Genomic DNA, 17,202 nt, shown 5'->3' with positions numbered 1-17,202 from the left:
TGGCGGCACGCAGTCGAGGAAGTGACCATGAAGCCAGAAATTCACCCGAATTACGAAGTAATCGCAGTCACCTGCAGCTGCGGTAACAAGTTTGAAACTCGTTCGACCCTGTGCTCCCCGCTGGGTACCGACGTTTGCAACGAGTGCCACCCGTTCTACACCGGTAAGCAGAAGACTCTGGATACCGGCGGCCGCGTCAAGCGCTTCGAAGATCGCTTCGCTGCGTTCGGCAAGAAGTAAGATTGCGCGTCGCTGGCCCGATGGGCTTGGCAACGTTGCTGAAAAAGGCGTCCCTTGTGGGCGCCTTTTTTGTGGGCGCAACTTGGCAAATGACGGCGCTGGCTTTCTGTCCGATGCCCGTCGATCCACAATGGGTTAGCGTACGTCAGGTGGTCGACGGCGATACCTTGCGTCTGAAAGATGGTCGAAGCGTGCGCTTGATCGGTATCAATGCGCCGGAGATCGGACGCAAGGGGCATACCAGTGAAGCCTTTGCCGAAGCCGCACGCCAGCGCCTACAGGCGCTGGTAGAGGCCAGTGACGACCGGGTGAACATGGTCCCCGGTGTCGAGGCCCGCGACAAATACGGTCGCACACTGGCGCACGTCTATGGTCGCTCTGGCGACAATTTTGAGGCACAACTGCTCAGTGAGGGCCTCGGCTACCGCGTGGCGGTGGCGCCCAACGTCTCGCTGAGCGACTGTCAGCAGCAGGCGGAACAGGCTGCTCGTCGGGCTGGCAAAGGTCTGTGGCGGCAGTCACCGGTAACCTCGTCGAGCCAGATCCGTAAGTCGGGCTTCGCGCTGATCAGCGGTAAGGTGGGCAGTATTGAGCGCAATCGCGGCGGCATCTGGATCGAAATTGACGATTCACTGGTACTACAGGTGCCTTCGCGTTTGCAGCGTAACTTCCCGTCATCCTTTCTGACTGATCTAAAAGGACGATCCGTCGAAGCTCGCGGTTGGGTGATGGATCGTTCCCGCAAAGGTGGCTTGAAGCCCGGACAGAGACGCTGGATGTTGCCATTGACCGATCCAACGATGCTGGAAAGGGTCGAAAGATAAAAAATTGTCTACATTTTTTATTTCGATTGTACACATCGAAACCCTTGCAGGCTGCGGCTCTTGGCGGAAAGTCGTAGGTTAAAGGCCTTGACACAAGTGACCGACCAGTCTTGTCGGGCCTTGGCTCTTTGCGTATCCTCGGCGGTCCGTCAGAACAGTAAATAGCGGAATGCCCACCATGTCAGACCTGAAAACTGCCGCTCTCGAATATCATGCTCAGCCTCGTCCGGGGAAATTGAGCGTAGAGCTCACCAAACCTACCGCGACTGCTCGCGACCTGGCGCTGGCCTACAGCCCTGGCGTGGCCGAGCCGGTGCGCGAAATCGCTCGCGACCCGGAGCTGGCCTACAAGTACACCGGCAAGGGTAACCTGGTAGCAGTCATTTCCGACGGTACTGCCATTCTTGGCCTGGGTAACCTCGGCCCGCTGGCGTCCAAGCCGGTCATGGAAGGCAAGGGTGTTCTGTTCAAGCGTTTCGCTGGCATCGACGTATTCGACATCGAAGTCGACTCCGAAAGCCCGCAAGCCTTCATCGACACCGTCAAGCGCATCTCCATCACTTTCGGTGGCATCAACCTGGAAGATATCAAGGCACCTGAGTGCTTCGAAATCGAGCGCGCCCTGATCGAACAGTGCGACATCCCGGTGTTCCACGATGACCAGCACGGCACCGCTATCGTCACCGCGGCCGGCATGATCAATGCTCTGGAAATCGCTGGTAAAACTCTGGCTGATGCCAAGATCGTCTGCCTGGGCGCTGGTGCTGCTGCCATCTCTTGCATGAAGCTGCTGGTCAGCATGGGTGCGCAGATCGAGAACATCTTCATGGTTGACCGTACTGGCGTGATCCACGCTGGTCGTGACGACCTGAACCAGTACAAGGCGGTCTTCGCTCACGCTACCGACAAGCGTACCCTGGCTGATGCCCTTGACGGCGCTGATGTGTTCGTTGGCCTGTCCGGTCCGAATCTGCTGAGCGCTGAAGGCCTGAAGTCGATGGCGCCAAACCCAATCGTCTTCGCTTGCTCCAACCCTGATCCGGAAATTTCGCCGGAGCTGGCTCACGCTACCCGTAGCGACGTGATCATGGCCACCGGTCGTTCCGACTACCCGAACCAGGTCAACAACGTACTGGGCTTCCCGTTCATCTTCCGTGGTGCCCTGGACGTTCGCGCCAAGCGCATCAACGAAGAAATGAAAATCGCCGCGGCCAACGCCCTGAAAGACCTGGCCAAGCTGCCGGTTCCAAAGGAAGTTTGTGCAGCCTACGGCGTTGATGCCTTGGAATTCGGTCGTGAGTACATTATTCCGAAGCCAATGGATGCACGCCTGATCACCGTCGTTTCCGATGCCGTAGCCAAGGCTGCGCTGGAGACTGGTGTGGCAACCCTGCCGTATCCGGCTAACTACCCGCTGAAAAGCGTGGATGACGTGTTCAACGGCTAAGCCGTTGTAGCGTTGTAACAAAAAGCCCCGGCTCGCAAGAGTCGGGGCTTTTTGTTGGCTGTTTTCTGTGTATCCCATCGTGGGGCAAGTTCGCTTCCTAGGCTGGCCGTGCACGACCAGTGGCAGCGGGCTTGCCCCGCGATCGCTTAGAACAGGTCTATCGGCGCCGCTTCATCAGCCGGCAGCGGACTGCCTGGGGCTGAGCCGCCCAGCTCGTTCACCGACGGTGGCGTGTCTTCTGCCTTGAACAGCTCAAAGTAGGCATTTGGCGTGCTAGGTGTTGCTGCTCGGCCACTGACTGGATCGATCCGCAGGCTGAGGATGCCTTCTGGTTCGGCCGGCGCGTGGTTGGGCTTGTCCTTGAGGGCGGCGCCCATGAAGTTCATCCAGATCGGCAGCGCCACAGTGCCACCATACTCACGGCGGCCCAGGGTTTCCGGTTGATCGAAGCCGCTCCACACCGTGGTTACCAGGTCGGCGTTGTAGCCGGAGAACCAGGCATCCTTGGATTCGTTGGTGGTGCCGGTCTTGCCCGCAAGGTCGGTGCGGCCCAAGGCCAGGGCGCGGCGTCCGGTACCACGCTTGATTACATCCTGGAGCATGCTGGTAAGGATGTAGGTGGTGCGACCATCGACAATGCGTTCAGCAACGGCTGGAGGCTGGGCAGTCGCCGGCTCATTGCCTGCAGGTGCTGGCGTCGCTTCACCGGGCAACTGGGTATTGATGGGGGCTTCTGGTGCAGCAATGCCTGCTGCGATCTGATCGGCTTGTGGCACCCGTGGCGGGTTGGCAGTAAACAGGGTTTCACCGTTGCGGCTTTCGATGCGGTCGATCAGGTATGGGGTGATTTTGTAGCCGCCATTGGCAAAGGTGCTCCAGCCGGTGGCAATTTCCATCGGCGTCAGCGTCGCGGTGCCCAGGGCCAGGGACAAGTTGGGTGGCAGGTCCTGCTTGTTGAAGCCGAACTTGCTGATGTAGTCGATAGTGCGGCCAACACCCATAGCTTGCAGCAGTCGGATCGACACCAGGTTGCGCGACTTGTACAGCGCTTCACGCATGCGGATCGGGCCGAGGAAGGTATTGGTGTCGTTCTTTGGTCGCCAGACTTTATCCAGGTACTCGTCGACGAACACGATAGGCGCGTCGTTGACCAGACTGGCTGCTGTGTAGCCGTTGTCCAGTGCAGCGCTGTAGACAAAGGGCTTGAAGCTCGAGCCGGGTTGGCGCTTAGCCTGCATGGCGCGGTTGTAGTTGCTCTGCTCGAAGGAGAAACCGCCGACCAGGGCGCGGATGGCGCCGGTGTTGGGGTCCAGCGAAACCAACGCGCTTTGGGCATTGGGTACCTGGCTGAACTTCAGCGTGCCGTCGTCCAGACGCTGGACGCGGATCAGGTCGCCAACTTGAGCAACGTCAGAAGGCTGTTGCGGTGCTCGACCCTGGCTATTGGTATTGAGGAATGGGCGTGCCCACTTCATGGTTTCCCAAGCCACGGTTTCCACTGTGTCGCTGCGTGTCAGTACTTGCAGACCGGTCTTGTCGACGTGTGTGACGATGACTGGCTCCAGGCCACCCAGCGGGCGCTGTTTGCTCAGCTCCTGTACCCAATCAGCATGGGTCTTGCCTGCAAAACGTGCTTCGGGGCCGCGATAGCCATGGCGCTCGTCATAAGCACTGAGGCCATCCAGGACCGCCTTGTTGGCAATTTCCTGCAGGTCGCTCGGTACGGTAGTGGTAACCCGGAAACCCTCGGTGTAGGCATCGCTGCCGTAACGGCCAACCATCTCGGCGCGTGCCATTTCGGCGATATAAGGGGCGCTGACTTCAGGTGTAGGTACGTGGTAGCTGGCGTTGATTGGCTCGGCCAGCGCGGCTTGATAGCTGGCCTGGTCGATTTTGCCCAGTTTGTACATGCGCCCAAGAATCCAGTCGCGACGCTCCTTGGCGCGCACCGGGTTGGCAAGCGGGTTGAAGCGCGACGGTGCCTTGGGCAGCCCGGCGATCATGGCCATCTGCGCCAAGCTGATGTCGCGGATCGATTTGCCATAGTAAACCTGCGCTGCAGCTTCGATGCCGTAAGCGCGGTTACCCAGGTAGATCTTGTTGACGTACAGCTCGAGAATCTCGTCCTTGGTCAGCTCGCGCTCAATCTGCAAGGCCAGGAGAATTTCGGTGGTCTTGCGCGAAAAGCTGCGCTCACTGCTGAGGAAGAAGTTCTTCGCCACCTGCATGGTGATGGTGCTACCGCCGGTTTGAATGTGTCCGGACTTCAGCAATTGTGTTGCAGCACGCATCAAGCTAGCCGGGTCGACCCCGTAGTGATTGGCGAAATTGTCGTCTTCTGCCGAGAGCAAAGCCTGGATGAAATGAGGCGGAATGTCGGCGAAACGTATTGGAGAACGCCGCATCTCGCCGAACTCGGCGATGAGTTTTCCGTCGCTGCTATAGACCCGCAAAGGGATCTGCAACTGGATGCTTCTGAGGGCCTCTACCGAGGGCAAGCTGGGGCTAAGATACAGAAACGCACCGCTCAGACCGAGCACGAGGGCGCAAATGACTGCGACGAAAGACCACCAGAAGAACTTCAGCAGGCGTATCAAGGCTTTTGGGCGTCCAGGTAAAAGAGTGGGTTGCGCGCAGGGCCAGCGGACAAGGAAAAACGCTGGGCATTATAAGCATTTTTCGCGCAGACGCGTTATTGGTGCGACCGTCAGGGAGTCAGCTGGTTGTTGAGGGTTGGCCTCAATACGCCTGTATAGATCAGGGAAAAACCGATGTTTGGACGCATGGGCAGGGATGCCAGTTCACTTTTGGGGGTAGAAATTACCCCTCCGTTCATCAGGCTGGTGCGCTTGTGCCGGCGTCGAGGTCGTTATCAGCTACAGGGCTGGGCGCTCGAACCGTTGCCGAAAAGCGCAATGCACAATGGCTGGATTGCCGAGCCGGAGCAGGTCGGTGCCGTGTTGCGTGAAGCCGTCGTGCGCTGCACCGGACAAGGCCAGCGTGGGGCTGTGGCGCTACCAGGCGGGTTGCTCATCGAGAAAATCCTTTCACTGCCTGGCGATCTTGAAGATCGCCTTATCGATGAGCGTCTATCCCGTGACGTCGGTGAGTTTGTTCCCTTTGCCCTCGAAGATGCGGCAATCGAATTCCAGTCTATTGGACCGAGCCCAGGCAACCCGCTGCACCAGCTCGTTGTTGTCGCCGTCTGCCATCTGGCCTTGCTGGATGCTCTACAGGCCAGCGCCGAATGCGCGGGTCTGTTTATTTGTGCTGTAGAACCTGACGCTCACGCCTTGCGCCGTGCAGTGCAGGCGGGTGGGGTACAGGAGGCCATGCTGCTACAACTGGAGGCAGGCGCCCTCGTTATTCACGAGTTTGCAGCAGAGCCTGTAGCGCCGCGCCGCGAAGTGCTTCTGTATGAGTGCCAGGGAATTGTGCAAGAGGTCGTCACCGCTGTGGATAACTATTTGCTATCGAGCCCCGGCAGGGCGCTCCCTGGGCAAGTACTTCTTGCCGGCGGTGGTGCGCACGATCAGAGCTTCGCCGCGCAGCTTGAGCAGCGCCTTGGCATTGAGGTGCGGCATGTCGACCCCTTCCAGTCCCTGATCCCAGCCCCTGGCCTTGATAAGCTGCCCTCCATGGAGCAGGCCAAATACCTTGCGGTTGCTTGCGGCCTGGCCATGCGTGAGGGGGGTCGATGCTTGAACTGAATCTACTGCCTTGGCGCGAGCAGCGACGCCAGGCTGCAATTCGACGCCTGCAAGTACTACTGCTAGGGGTGGGGCTGACGGCAGTACTGGCGACCTGGGTAATGGACTTCCTGGGTCGAGGCGAACAACACGGCCAAGCGCTTGAGCAGGCTTCAATTCACCAAGCCATTGAGCACTTCGATACCCAGCTGGCGCAAATGGCACAGTACAAAGATATGCGTGAACAGATTCACAGTTACCAGCAAGTGCTGGACACCCTGCACGATCAGCGTTTGCTACTGGTCGATCTTTTTCAGCAACTGGAGCGTGCAGTTCCACTCGGTGTGCAGCTCACCACGGTGAGCCGACAAGGTTCGCGCATGCAGATTTCCGGGGTTGCGCAATCGGCGCCATTGGTTGCACAGCTGTTGCGCAACTTGTCCGACGCTTACCGGGATACTCATGTGCATCAGGTCAAGGCGGTCGATGAGGGCGAAGCATTCGAAATGAGCGTCGCTCTGGGGGCCGAGACTTGAGTGTGTCGATGATGTTTCGATGGCAACAGCTGGCGAGTGCCTCTCCCATCAGGCAAGTGTTTTTTCTGTTGTGCTGTCTGGTGCTGCTGCTCGGGCTGGCTTACGCGTTGCAATTGCGAGCGCTGTTTTCAGGGGTTGAAGCCGCCCATGAGCAGACTCGGCGCATGAATATCGAACGCATCGATAGGGCCAGTCGAACGCAGGAGCTTGCATCTGCACAAGCGCAACTGGCTGCAGCCCATGAAAGCCTGAATGTCTCGCGCTGGCGCTTGGCGGCAGGCGGTGAGGTGGCTGATCTGCTTGAAGTGGTTGCGCTTCGAGGGCATGCGGATGGGGTGCTTGTCGAGTACTTGGAGGTGCTGCCGCAGGTGCTGCATGACCAGCACATTGAGCTGCCCGTGCAGCTTCACTTGCGTGGCTCTTACTCTGGGCTGGTGGCTTTTTTCCATGGCTTGGCCCAGTTGCCTCGGCTGTATGTCGCGCAGGACTTTACCCTGTTGACGGGTGAGGAGCATGCGCCGAGTGAGCTGCGTATGCAGGTAGGCGTCAGCGCTTACCAAAGCCGAGAGGCGAGCGCATGGTCTGTAGTGGCGGCTGCCGAACCTGAGCAGGTGCGGCCTGTGCCAGTTTCTTTGCGCAACCCTTTTCAGTTGCCGCCGCCGATGCTGCCGCGTGAGTACCTGCAGACTTTGCCGCTCGAGCAGTTCGAAATGGTCGGCAGTCTTGCGCGCAATCAGGTTCGTTTTGCGTTGCTGCGGGTTGCAGGCTTCGTGCATCGCCTGCAATTGGGCGATCGGCTGGGGCGGAATAACGGCCGGGTCGTACGTATCGATGAACACGAGGTGGACATTACCGAAGAAGTTTTCCTGGAGGGCGAAGGCTGGGTCCAGAGAACTCGAACGCTTGGCCTGAAATTGCCGGCAACCACCGGATAGGGGTGCGAACCAGGGAGGTCGCAGGTGAAGACAAAGTGGAGCAGGGCAGCAATCGTCTGGCTGGTTGCGGGGTGGCTAGCGATCCCGATGGCAGCTGGTAGCGTCGAGCGTGGCCAAGCGTTGTCGTTGAATTTTCAGGATGTTGAGGTGCGCGCGGTACTGCAGGTGTTGGCCGACTTCAGTGGGGTAAACCTGGTCGCCAGTGATGCCGTGCAGGGTCGGGTTACTTTACGCTTGCAGGAGGTGCCCTGGGAACAGGCGCTAGATCTGGTACTACGCAGCAAGGGCCTGGAAAAGCGTGTCGAAGGCAATGTCCTGCTGGTAGCGCCGATCGCGGAGTTTGCGGGGTACGAAAAACAGCTGCTTGAAGGGCGTCAGCGGGTGGCTGGGCTGGCGCCGATGCGCCACGAGTTGCTGCCGATCCATTACGCCCAAGCAAAGGATATTGCCGCAGTATTTCAGGCGCTTGCGCCGAACGATCCATTGGCATCCGGGCAGGAGGCGCTGAGTGTCGATGAGCGGACCAACACCCTGATCGCTCGCCAGACCCCCGAGCGGCTCGGAGAGCTAAAGGAAATGATCACTCGCCTGGATGTGCCGGTGCGCCAGGTGATGATCGAGGCGCGAATTGTCGAAGCCAATGTCGATTTCGAGAGAAGTCTTGGTGTGCGCTGGGGCGCGCAAGCAAGTTTGGGCGGCGGCCTTGGCTCCGCGGCTGGCGACACCTTTGTCGATTTGGGCGTGGAGCGGGCCACCTCGGCCATTGGCCTGGGCCTGGTGCGAGACAATATGCTGCTGGACTTGCAGCTCAGTGCCATGGAGAAGTCCGGCAACGGTGAAATCATCTCCCAGCCCAAGGTGGTCACGGCCGACAAGGAGACTGCCCGGATTCTCAAGGGCACCGAAGTGCCCTACCAGGAAACCAGTGGCAGCGGCGCTACTTCGGTGACTTTTCGCGAAGCCTCGCTATCGCTGGAAGTGACCCCGCAGATCACCCCGGATAACCGGGTGATCATGGCGGTGAAGGTGACCAAGGACGAACCGGACTACCTCAATGCCCTGGCCCATGTGCCGGCCATCCGCAAAAACGAGGTCAATGCCAAGGTTCGCGTAAGCGACGGGGAAACCATCGTGATTGGTGGTGTGTACTCAACAGTGCAAAGTAAAGTTGTCGACAAGGTGCCATTTTTAGGCGATGTGCCGTATGTTGGGCGGCTGTTTCGTCGCGATGTTCTACAAGAGAAAAAATCCGAGCTGCTGGTCTTCCTGACTCCGCGTATCATGAGTGACCAGGCGATTGCTGTGAGTCGTTGATTCTGTGCGAAATTTGATACTTGTGGGGCCCATGGGTGCTGGTAAAAGCACCATCGGTCGCCTGTTAGCTAAAGAGCTGCGCCTGCCGTTCAAGGATTCCGACAAGGAAATTGAACTGCGTACCGGCGCCAATATCCCGTGGATCTTCGATAAGGAAGGCGAGCCGGGCTTTCGAGACCGTGAGCAGGCGATGATCGCCGAGCTATGCGCGTTCGATGGCGTGGTTCTGGCTACCGGCGGAGGCGCGGTGATGCGCGATGCCAATCGTCAGGCCCTGCACGCCGGAGGGCGTGTGGTGTATCTGCATGCCTCGGTAGAACAGCAGGTTGGGCGCACTTCGCGTGATCGCAACCGACCGCTGTTGCGCACGGCCAACCCGGAGGCGACGTTGCGTGCCTTGCTGGAGATCCGTGATCCGCTCTATCGCGAGATTGCCGATCTGATAGTAGAAACCGACGAACGGCCTCCACGGATGGTCGTGCAGGATATTCTCGAACGCTTGCAGAAGTTGCCGCCCCGTTAAGCCAGGCTTATCCTCGGCGACCAGTCATGCCGTGACAGGGCACACCGTTTATTGCGCGGATCGAGTTATCGAGGCCGCGCCTTGTTCATTGTGGGGATACATGCAGACACTTAAGGTCGAATTGGGCGAGCGTAGCTACCCGATCTACATTGGCGAAGGCCTGCTGGATCAGGCTGAACTGCTGGCGCCGCATATCGCTGGCAGACAAGTCGCTATCGTATCCAATGAGACTGTCGCGCCCCTGTATCTCGAGCGTCTGAGCAAGACCCTGGGTGCCTATTCAGTGTTGCCGGTGGTCTTGCCTGATGGTGAGTCCTACAAGAACTGGGAAACCCTGCAACTGATTTTCGATGCTTTGCTGACTGCGCGTCACGACCGGCGGACCACTGTGGTTGCCTTGGGTGGTGGCGTCATCGGCGACATGGCAGGCTTTGCCGCTGCCTGTTATCAGCGCGGCGTAGATTTTATCCAGGTGCCTACCACCTTGCTGTCCCAGGTCGATTCGTCGGTGGGCGGCAAGACCGGCATCAATCATCCGCTGGGCAAGAACATGGTCGGCGCCTTCTATCAGCCCAACGCTGTACTGATCGACACTGCCAGTCTCAACTCCCTGCCACCGCGTGAGTTGTCGGCAGGCCTTGCCGAAGTGATCAAGTACGGTCTGATTTGTGACGAAGCGTTCCTGGGATGGCTCGAAGCGAATGTGGATGCGATGCGCAACCTGGATCAGGTTGCCCTGACGGAGGCGATTCGTCGCTCTTGTGCAGCCAAGGCTGCAGTTGTCGGCGCCGATGAGCGCGAGTCTGGCGTGCGTGCCACCCTCAATCTCGGCCATACCTTCGGCCACGCTATCGAAACCCAAATGGGTTACGGTGTCTGGCTGCACGGTGAAGCGGTCGCGGCGGGTACGGTCATGGCCCTGGAGATGTCCATGCGCCTGGGCTGGATCAGCCAGCAGGATCGCGATCGTGGCATTCGCTTGTTGCAGAGCGCCGGCTTGCCGGTGGTGCCGCCGCAGGACATGACGCCAGCCCAGTTCATGGAACACATGGCAGTAGATAAAAAGGTACTCGACGGTCGTTTGCGTCTGGTCCTGCTCAGCCGTATGGGCGAGGCAGTGATCACCGACGACTATCCGAAAGAGATTCTCCAGGCCACCCTGGCCGCGGATTACCGCGCGATAGTGGCCCAGCTTTGAGGTTGATGAGCGTCCGATGACTAGTTTGCATGCCGACGAGGCCTTTCTCGGCCATTACCAGTTGAACCACGATCCCTTCGCTGCACGGGTGCCTGGATTCAAGTTTTTCCCGGCCCAGCGCAAGCCAGTGCTTGGTCAGTTGCATCACCTGGCACGTTACAGCCAGTTGCTGCTGGTTGTGACCGGGCCACAGGGCAGCGGCAAGACGCTGCTGCGCCAGGCCCTGGTTGCCAGCACCAACAAGCAGTCAGTGCAAAGCGTGGTGGTTTCCGCCCGTAGCGCGCCTGACGCTGCCAGTGTGCTCGGCCAGGTCGCCCAGGCCCTGGGTGTCGCTCAGCCCGAAGTGCCCGAAGTGCTGGCCCAGGTCGTGCAACTGGCACTGACCGGGCAAGAGGTCTACCTATTGGTGGACGATGCGGAACAACTTGACGAGTCGGCACTCCAAGCCTTGCTGGAACTGGCGGCGGGCACACCGGAAGGACGCCCGCACGTGTTCCTGTTCGGCGAACCGTCATTGATCGCGGGGCTGGAAGAATTCAATGCTGACCTGGAGCGCTTCCATGTCATCGAGCTTGCACCCTATAGCGAAGAAGAAACCCGGGAGTACCTCGAACAGCGCCTGGAAGGTGCAGGACGAGGTGTCGAGGTTTTCACCAATGATCAGATCGCCGATATTCACCAAAACTCGGACGGCTGGCCTGGGAACATCAACCAGGTCGCCCGCGATACCTTGATCGAAGCCATGATCGCCAGCCGAACCACGGCGAAGCGACCATCAATGGGGTTCAATATGCCTAAAAAACACGTGCTGGCGCTGTCTGCTGTCGTAGTGGTCGCTGTGGCTGCGGCCGTGCTGATGCCAAAGAAAAGCGATCAAGCGCCAAGCGCTCCGGCAGAGCAGGCGCAGTTGCCCCTGGGCCAGGGTCAGCCGGGTGATGCGCAATCCAATAATGGCAGCCCGGCGATCGAATTTGCCGGTAACTCGCAGCCAATGCCATTGCCGCTGGTAGGGCAGTCGCAGCCAGTCATGCGCGGCCCTCTGGCAGAATCCACCGGTATGGGTGACGGCGAAGACGGTGGCCCGGCCGGCGATACCGCCCTGCAGCCACCTACCGTTACCACCATTGCCCCGCCTGCCGGTGTTGCTGCAGGTCCTGCCCCAGCCCCTGCCCAACCTGTTGGTCAGGCCCAGCCGGCGGCTGTGCCGCAACCGGTTGCACCTGTTGCCAGTAAGCCGGTAGCGCCTGCGGCCAAGCCTGCGCCGACTCAGGTTGCAAGCGCCAAGCCCGCACCGAAGCCAGCTGAGAAGCCGGCCGCCAAGCCCGCTGCAGGCGGTAGCTGGTACGCTGGGCAGAAACCAGGCAACTACGTTGTGCAAATCTTGGGTACCAGCTCCGAAGCGTCTGCCCAGGCATACGTGAAAGCCCAGGGTGGCGACTATCGCTACTTCAAGAAAACCTTGCAGGGCAAGCCGCTGTACGTCATCACTTACGGTAGCTTCTCTAGCCGTGATGCAGCCCTGGCTGCAATCAAAGCCTTGCCAGCCAAGGTCCAGGCTGGTAAACCTTGGCCTCGTACCGTCGCCAGCGTTCAACAAGAACTCGCTGCGACCCGCTGATATAGCTTGGTGGCACTACCCCCGCCACCTGCTGAGCGACTCCTGATCTACGGTCAAGCCTGCTGCGTGATGCGCGGCAGGCTTTTCTGTCCCAGACTGCCGGCCACAAGCCCATCTTGCAGTCCAGGCTGAAACGCTTCAGACTCAAGCCATGCCGTTACCACGGCGCACGCTTAAAAACATTCAAAAATGCGACATGGGCTTACGGCTAGTCGTCGTAAATTTGTGGGCTTCCCTGTCGCTGTGCAACAATGGCTCCTCTATTGCCCCCGCAAAGCTGGCATTCGTTCGGCGTGGATGGTAAGTGGTTGTACTAAAAAGAGATTTGCCTTGGTGAGAGGCGAACCTGGTGAGAAAGTGTCTATGAAAACAGGTCTGTACCATCCCGAAGAATTCAAGGATAACTGTGGTTTCGGCCTGATCGCCCATATGACGGGTGAACCCAGCCACCACCTTCTGCAAACAGCCGTTCAGGCGCTTACTTGCATGACCCACCGCGGTGGTATCAACGCCGATGGCAAGACCGGTGACGGTTGTGGTCTGTTAATGCAAAAGCCGGATCAGTTCCTGCGGGCTGTCGCCCTGGAGCATTTCGGCGCCGAGCTGCCCAAGCAATATGCCGTCGGCATGGTGTTCTTCAATCAGGACGCCGCCAAGGCTGAAGCTGCGCGCGAAAACATGAATCGCGAGATTCTCGCTGCGGGCCTGCAACTGGTGGGCTGGCGCAAAGTGCCGATCGACACCAGTGTTCTGGGTCGACTGGCCCTGGAGCGCCTGCCGCAGATCGAGCAAGTATTCATCGGTGCTGAAGGCCTGAGCGACCAAGACTTCGCCATCAAGCTGTTCAGCGCTCGTCGTCGCTCGTCGGTGGCCAACGCTGCCGACACCGACCATTACATCTGCAGTTTTTCGCACAAGACCATCATCTATAAAGGCCTGATGATGCCGGCGGATCTCGTCGCCTTCTATCCAGACTTGGGTGATGAGCGCCTGCAAACCGCGATCTGCGTGTTCCACCAGCGTTTCTCCACCAATACCTTGCCGAAATGGCCGCTGGCGCAGCCGTTCCGCTTCCTCGCCCACAACGGCGAGATCAACACCATCACCGGTAACCGCAACTGGGCCCAGGCTCGGCGGACCAAGTTCGAAAACGAACTGATCCCTGATCTGGAAGAGCTTGGCCCACTGGTGAACCGCGTTGGCTCCGACTCCTCAAGCATGGACAACATGCTCGAGCTGATGGTTACCGGCGGCATCGACCTGTTCCGTGGCGTGCGCATGATCATTCCGCCAGCGTGGCAGAACGTCGAGACCATGGACGCCGACCTGCGTGCCTTCTACGAATACAACTCCATGCACATGGAAGCGTGGGACGGCCCGGCGGGCGTGGTACTGACCGAGGGTCGCCATGCAGTCTGCCTGCTCGACCGCAACGGCCTGCGTCCGGCGCGCTGGGTCACCACCAAGAACGGCTATATCACCCTGGCGTCGGAAATCGGCGTGTGGGACTACAAGCCTGAAGACGTGATCGCCAAAGGCCGGGTCGGCCCCGGCCAGATCTTTGCCGTGGATACCGAAACCGGTCAGATCCTCGACACTGACGCCATCGACAACCGTCTCAAGTCGCGCCATCCATACAAGCGCTGGCTGCGCCAGAACGCCTTGCGTATCCAGGCTGACTTGAGCGACGACCAGGGCGTGGCCAGCTACGACACTGACCAGCTCAAGCAATACATGAAAATGTTCCAGGTCACCTTCGAAGAGCGTGACCAGGTGCTGCGTCCGCTTGGCGAACAAGGCCAGGAAGCAGTCGGATCGATGGGCGACGATACGCCGATGGCGATTTTGTCCCAGCGCGTGCGCTCGACCTACGACTATTTCCGCCAGCAGTTCGCGCAGGTGACCAACCCGCCGATCGACCCGCTGCGTGAAGCAATCGTCATGTCGCTGGAAATCTGCCTCGGTGCCGAACGCAACATTTTCCAGGAATCCCCTGAGCATGCCTCACGGGTGATTCTCAGCTCGCCGGTGATTTCGCCCGCCAAGTGGCGATCGCTGATGAACCTTGATCGCCCAGGTTTCGAGCGTCAGCTGATCGACCTCAACTACGAGGAAGGTATTGGCCTGGAAGCTGCGGTGCGCAACATCGCCGATCAGGCGGAAGAAGCGGTGCGCAGCGGCAAGACCCAACTGGTGCTGAGTGACCGTCATATCGCTCCGGGCAAGCTGCCGGCGCATGCCTCACTGGCCGTGGGCGCTGTACACCATCGCCTGACCGAGCTGGGCCTGCGTTGCGACAGCAATATCCTGGTTGAAACGGCAACCGCCCGCGACCCGCATCACTTCGCGGTGCTGCTCGGTTTCGGCGCCTCGGCGGTTTACCCGTACCTGGCCTACGAAGTGCTGGCAGACTTGATCCGTACCGGCGAAGTACTCGGCGACCTCGACGAAGTGTTCAAGTACTACCGCAAGGGCATCTCCAAAGGGCTGTTGAAGATTCTCTCGAAGATGGGGATCTCGACCATTGGCTCCTACCGCGGCGCCCAATTGTTCGAAGCCGTCGGCCTGTCCGAAGAGGTGGTTGGCTTGAGCTTCAAGGGCGTTGCCAGCCGTCTCAAGGGTGCACGCTTCGTTGACATCGAGAACGAGCAGAAGCTGCTTGCTGCCGAAGCCTGGAGTGCGCGCAAGCCGATCCAGCAGGGCGGCCTGCTGAAATTTGTTCACGGCGGCGAATACCACGCCTACAACCCAGATGTGGTCAATACGCTGCAAGCGGCTGTGCAGCAGGGCGACTACGCCAAATTCAAGGAATACACCGCGCTGGTCGACACCCGTCCGGTATCGATGATCCGTGACCTGCTCAAGGTCAAGGTCGCCGACCAGCCGCTGGCCCTGGAAGAAGTCGAGCCGCTGGACGCGATTCTCAAGCGCTTCGACTCCGCCGGCATCTCCCTCGGTGCGTTGTCGCCTGAGGCGCATGAAGCACTGGCCGAGGCCATGAACCGCCTGGGCGCACGCTCCAACTCAGGTGAGGGCGGTGAAGATCCGGCACGCTACGGCACGATCCGCAGCTCCAAGATCAAGCAGGTTGCTACCGGTCGTTTCGGTGTTACGCCTGAATACCTGGTCAACGCCGAAGTGCTGCAGATCAAGGTTGCCCAGGGCGCCAAGCCCGGTGAGGGCGGCCAGCTGCCTGGCGGCAAGGTCAACGGCCTGATTGCCAAGCTGCGCTATGCCGTACCTGGCGTCACCCTGATTTCGCCACCACCGCATCACGACATCTATTCGATTGAAGACTTGTCGCAGCTGATTTTCGACCTCAAGCAGGTCAACCCGCAGGCGCTGGTATCGGTCAAGCTGGTGGCCGAGGCGGGTGTCGGCACAATTGCTGCCGGTGTGGCCAAGGCCTATGCAGACCTGATCACCATCTCCGGCTACGACGGTGGTACCGGTGCCTCGCCGCTGACCTCGATCAAGTACGCCGGTGCGCCGTGGGAGCTGGGCCTGGCTGAAACGCATCAGACCCTGCGTGGCAATGACCTGCGTGGCAAGGTCCGGGTACAGACCGACGGTGGCCTGAAAACCGGCCTGGACGTCATCAAGGCAGCCATTCTCGGCGCTGAAAGCTTTGGCTTCGGCACCGCGCCAATGATCGCCCTGGGCTGCAAATACCTACGTATCTGTCACCTGAACAACTGCGCCACCGGCGTCGCGACTCAGAACGACAAGCTGCGCAAGGATCACTACATCGGCACCGTCGACATGGTGGTGAATTTCTTCACCTACGTCGCCGAAGAGACCCGTGAGTGGCTGGCCAAGCTGGGTGTTCGCAGCCTCGGCGAGTTGATCGGGCGTACCGACCTGCTGGAAATGCTCCCCGGCGAAACCGAGAAGCAGAAACACCTGGACCTCAGCCCGCTGTTGGGCAGCCCGCACGTGTCGGCCGACAAACCGCAGTTCTGCGAAGTCGACCGTAACCCGCCCTTCGATAAGGGTGTGCTGGCCGAGAATATGGTGGAAATGGCCCTGCCGGCTATTCGCGACCTGGCCGGTGCCCAGTTTGAATTGGATATCTGTAACTGCGACCGTTCCATCGGTGCGCGGATCTCCGGTGAAATCGCCCGTCTGCACGGCAACCAGGGCATGGCCAAGGCGCCGATCACCTTCCGCTTCAAAGGAACTGCTGGTCAGAGCTTTGGTGTGTGGAACGCAGGTGGCTTGAACATGTACCTCGAAGGTGATGCCAACGACTACGTCGGTAAAGGCATGACCGGTGGCAAGCTGGTTATCGTGCCGCCTGCAGGCAGCCCATTCGCCACCCAGCACAGTGCCATTGTCGGCAACACCTGCCTGTACGGCGCCACTGGCGGCAAGCTGTTTGCCGCTGGCACCGCGGGTGAGCGCTTTGCCGTGCGTAACTCCGGTGCCCACGCGATTGTCGAGGGTACAGGCGATCACTGCTGTGAATACATGACCGGTGGTTTTGTCTGCGTTCTGGGCAAGACCGGTTACAACTTCGGCTCTGGGATGACGGGCGGTTTCGCCTACGTACTGGACATGGACAACAGCTTCGTAGACAAGCTCAACCATGAACTGGTGGAAATCCAGCGCATCAGTGGCGAAGCGATGGAGGCTTACCGCAGCCACCTTTCGCGCGTGCTGGGCGAGTACGTCGAAGAAACCGGCAGCGAATGGGGGCGCGAGCTCTGGGAAAACCTGGACGACTACGTGCGTCGCTTCTGGCTGGTCAAGCCGAAGGCGGCAAACCTGAAGAACCTGCTGTCCAGCACCCGCGCCAATCCACAGTAAATGCCAGCTGCAAGTGGCAAGCTTCAAGCTGCAAGTGAGCGCAGCAGGAAGTTTGCCCGGCTTAAGTGA

The 17,202-nt window shown here is 59.6% G+C and carries 12 protein-coding genes; 11 read left to right on the top strand and 1 reads right to left on the bottom strand.

The window, feature by feature from the left end; genetic code table 11:
• The first annotated feature begins 27 nt into the window (after nucleotides 1-27).
• The 3 genes from rpmE (at nucleotide 28) to H8F21_RS00240 (ending at nucleotide 2,511) form a co-directional block, all read left to right on the top strand.
• Entirely contained in the window at nucleotides 28-240 is a 213-nt protein-coding gene (gene rpmE, locus H8F21_RS00250) for a 50S ribosomal protein L31 (protein ID WP_038615552.1), read from the top strand.
• A 2-nt stretch (nucleotides 241-242) separates the two neighbouring features.
• On the top strand, nucleotides 243-1,064 hold the full coding sequence (locus H8F21_RS00245; RefSeq protein ID WP_203479081.1) for a thermonuclease family protein: 822 nt from the start codon (nucleotides 243-245) through the stop codon (nucleotides 1,062-1,064).
• Nucleotides 1,065-1,242: 178 nt separating this feature from the next.
• The gene (locus H8F21_RS00240) at nucleotides 1,243-2,511 is read left to right on the top strand and encodes a malic enzyme-like NAD(P)-binding protein (RefSeq protein ID WP_203479082.1); all 1,269 of its coding nucleotides are present in this window, start codon (nucleotides 1,243-1,245) and stop codon (nucleotides 2,509-2,511) included.
• 146 nt (nucleotides 2,512-2,657) lie between these two features.
• Here the strand turns inward: H8F21_RS00240 and H8F21_RS00235 are convergent, their stop codons facing one another.
• The gene (locus tag H8F21_RS00235; protein WP_413243024.1) at nucleotides 2,658-5,105 is read right to left on the bottom strand and encodes a penicillin-binding protein 1A; all 2,448 of its coding nucleotides are present in this window, start codon (nucleotides 5,103-5,105) and stop codon (nucleotides 2,658-2,660) included.
• A 177-nt stretch (nucleotides 5,106-5,282) separates the two neighbouring features.
• Between H8F21_RS00235 and pilM the strand changes: the two genes are divergently transcribed.
• From pilM to gltB, 8 genes are all read left to right on the top strand, one after another.
• Nucleotides 5,283-6,221 (top strand): type IV pilus biogenesis protein PilM, encoded by a 939-nt coding sequence (gene pilM, locus H8F21_RS00230; RefSeq protein WP_203479084.1) that lies wholly within the window; start codon nucleotides 5,283-5,285, stop codon nucleotides 6,219-6,221.
• A complete protein-coding gene (locus tag H8F21_RS00225; RefSeq protein ID WP_203479085.1) occupies nucleotides 6,209-6,736 on the top strand; it encodes a PilN domain-containing protein in 528 nt (175 codons plus the stop codon). Before pilM ends, H8F21_RS00225 begins: the two co-directional genes overlap by 13 nt.
• 8 nt (nucleotides 6,737-6,744) lie before the next feature.
• Entirely contained in the window at nucleotides 6,745-7,671 is a 927-nt protein-coding gene (locus H8F21_RS00220; RefSeq protein WP_203479086.1) for a pilus assembly protein PilP, read from the top strand.
• An 87-nt stretch (nucleotides 7,672-7,758) separates the two neighbouring features.
• Nucleotides 7,759-8,985 carry a type IV pilus secretin PilQ gene (locus tag H8F21_RS00215; RefSeq protein ID WP_203479136.1) on the top strand — a complete coding sequence of 409 codons (1,227 nt, stop codon included), beginning with the start codon at nucleotides 7,759-7,761 and terminating at the stop codon, nucleotides 8,983-8,985.
• Between the two features lie 4 nt (nucleotides 8,986-8,989).
• The gene (gene aroK / locus H8F21_RS00210; protein WP_203479087.1) at nucleotides 8,990-9,508 is read left to right on the top strand and encodes a shikimate kinase AroK; all 519 of its coding nucleotides are present in this window, start codon (nucleotides 8,990-8,992) and stop codon (nucleotides 9,506-9,508) included.
• Between the two features lie 100 nt (nucleotides 9,509-9,608).
• Entirely contained in the window at nucleotides 9,609-10,706 is a 1,098-nt protein-coding gene (aroB, locus tag H8F21_RS00205; RefSeq protein WP_203479088.1) for a 3-dehydroquinate synthase, read from the top strand.
• A gap of 16 nt (nucleotides 10,707-10,722) precedes the next feature.
• A complete protein-coding gene (locus H8F21_RS00200; protein ID WP_203479089.1) occupies nucleotides 10,723-12,324 on the top strand; it encodes an AAA family ATPase in 1,602 nt (533 codons plus the stop codon).
• Between the two features lie 363 nt (nucleotides 12,325-12,687).
• Nucleotides 12,688-17,133, top strand: coding sequence for a glutamate synthase large subunit (gltB, locus tag H8F21_RS00195; RefSeq protein ID WP_203479090.1), 4,446 nt, complete (start codon nucleotides 12,688-12,690; stop codon nucleotides 17,131-17,133).
• Nucleotides 17,134-17,202 lie beyond the last annotated feature (69 nt).

Source organism: Pseudomonas arcuscaelestis, assembly GCF_016881005.1.
GTDB lineage: Bacteria > Pseudomonadota > Gammaproteobacteria > Pseudomonadales > Pseudomonadaceae > Aquipseudomonas > Aquipseudomonas arcuscaelestis.
The sequence above is the reverse complement of the archived record's forward strand: the minus strand, read 5'-3'. Positions and strand labels throughout refer to the sequence as shown.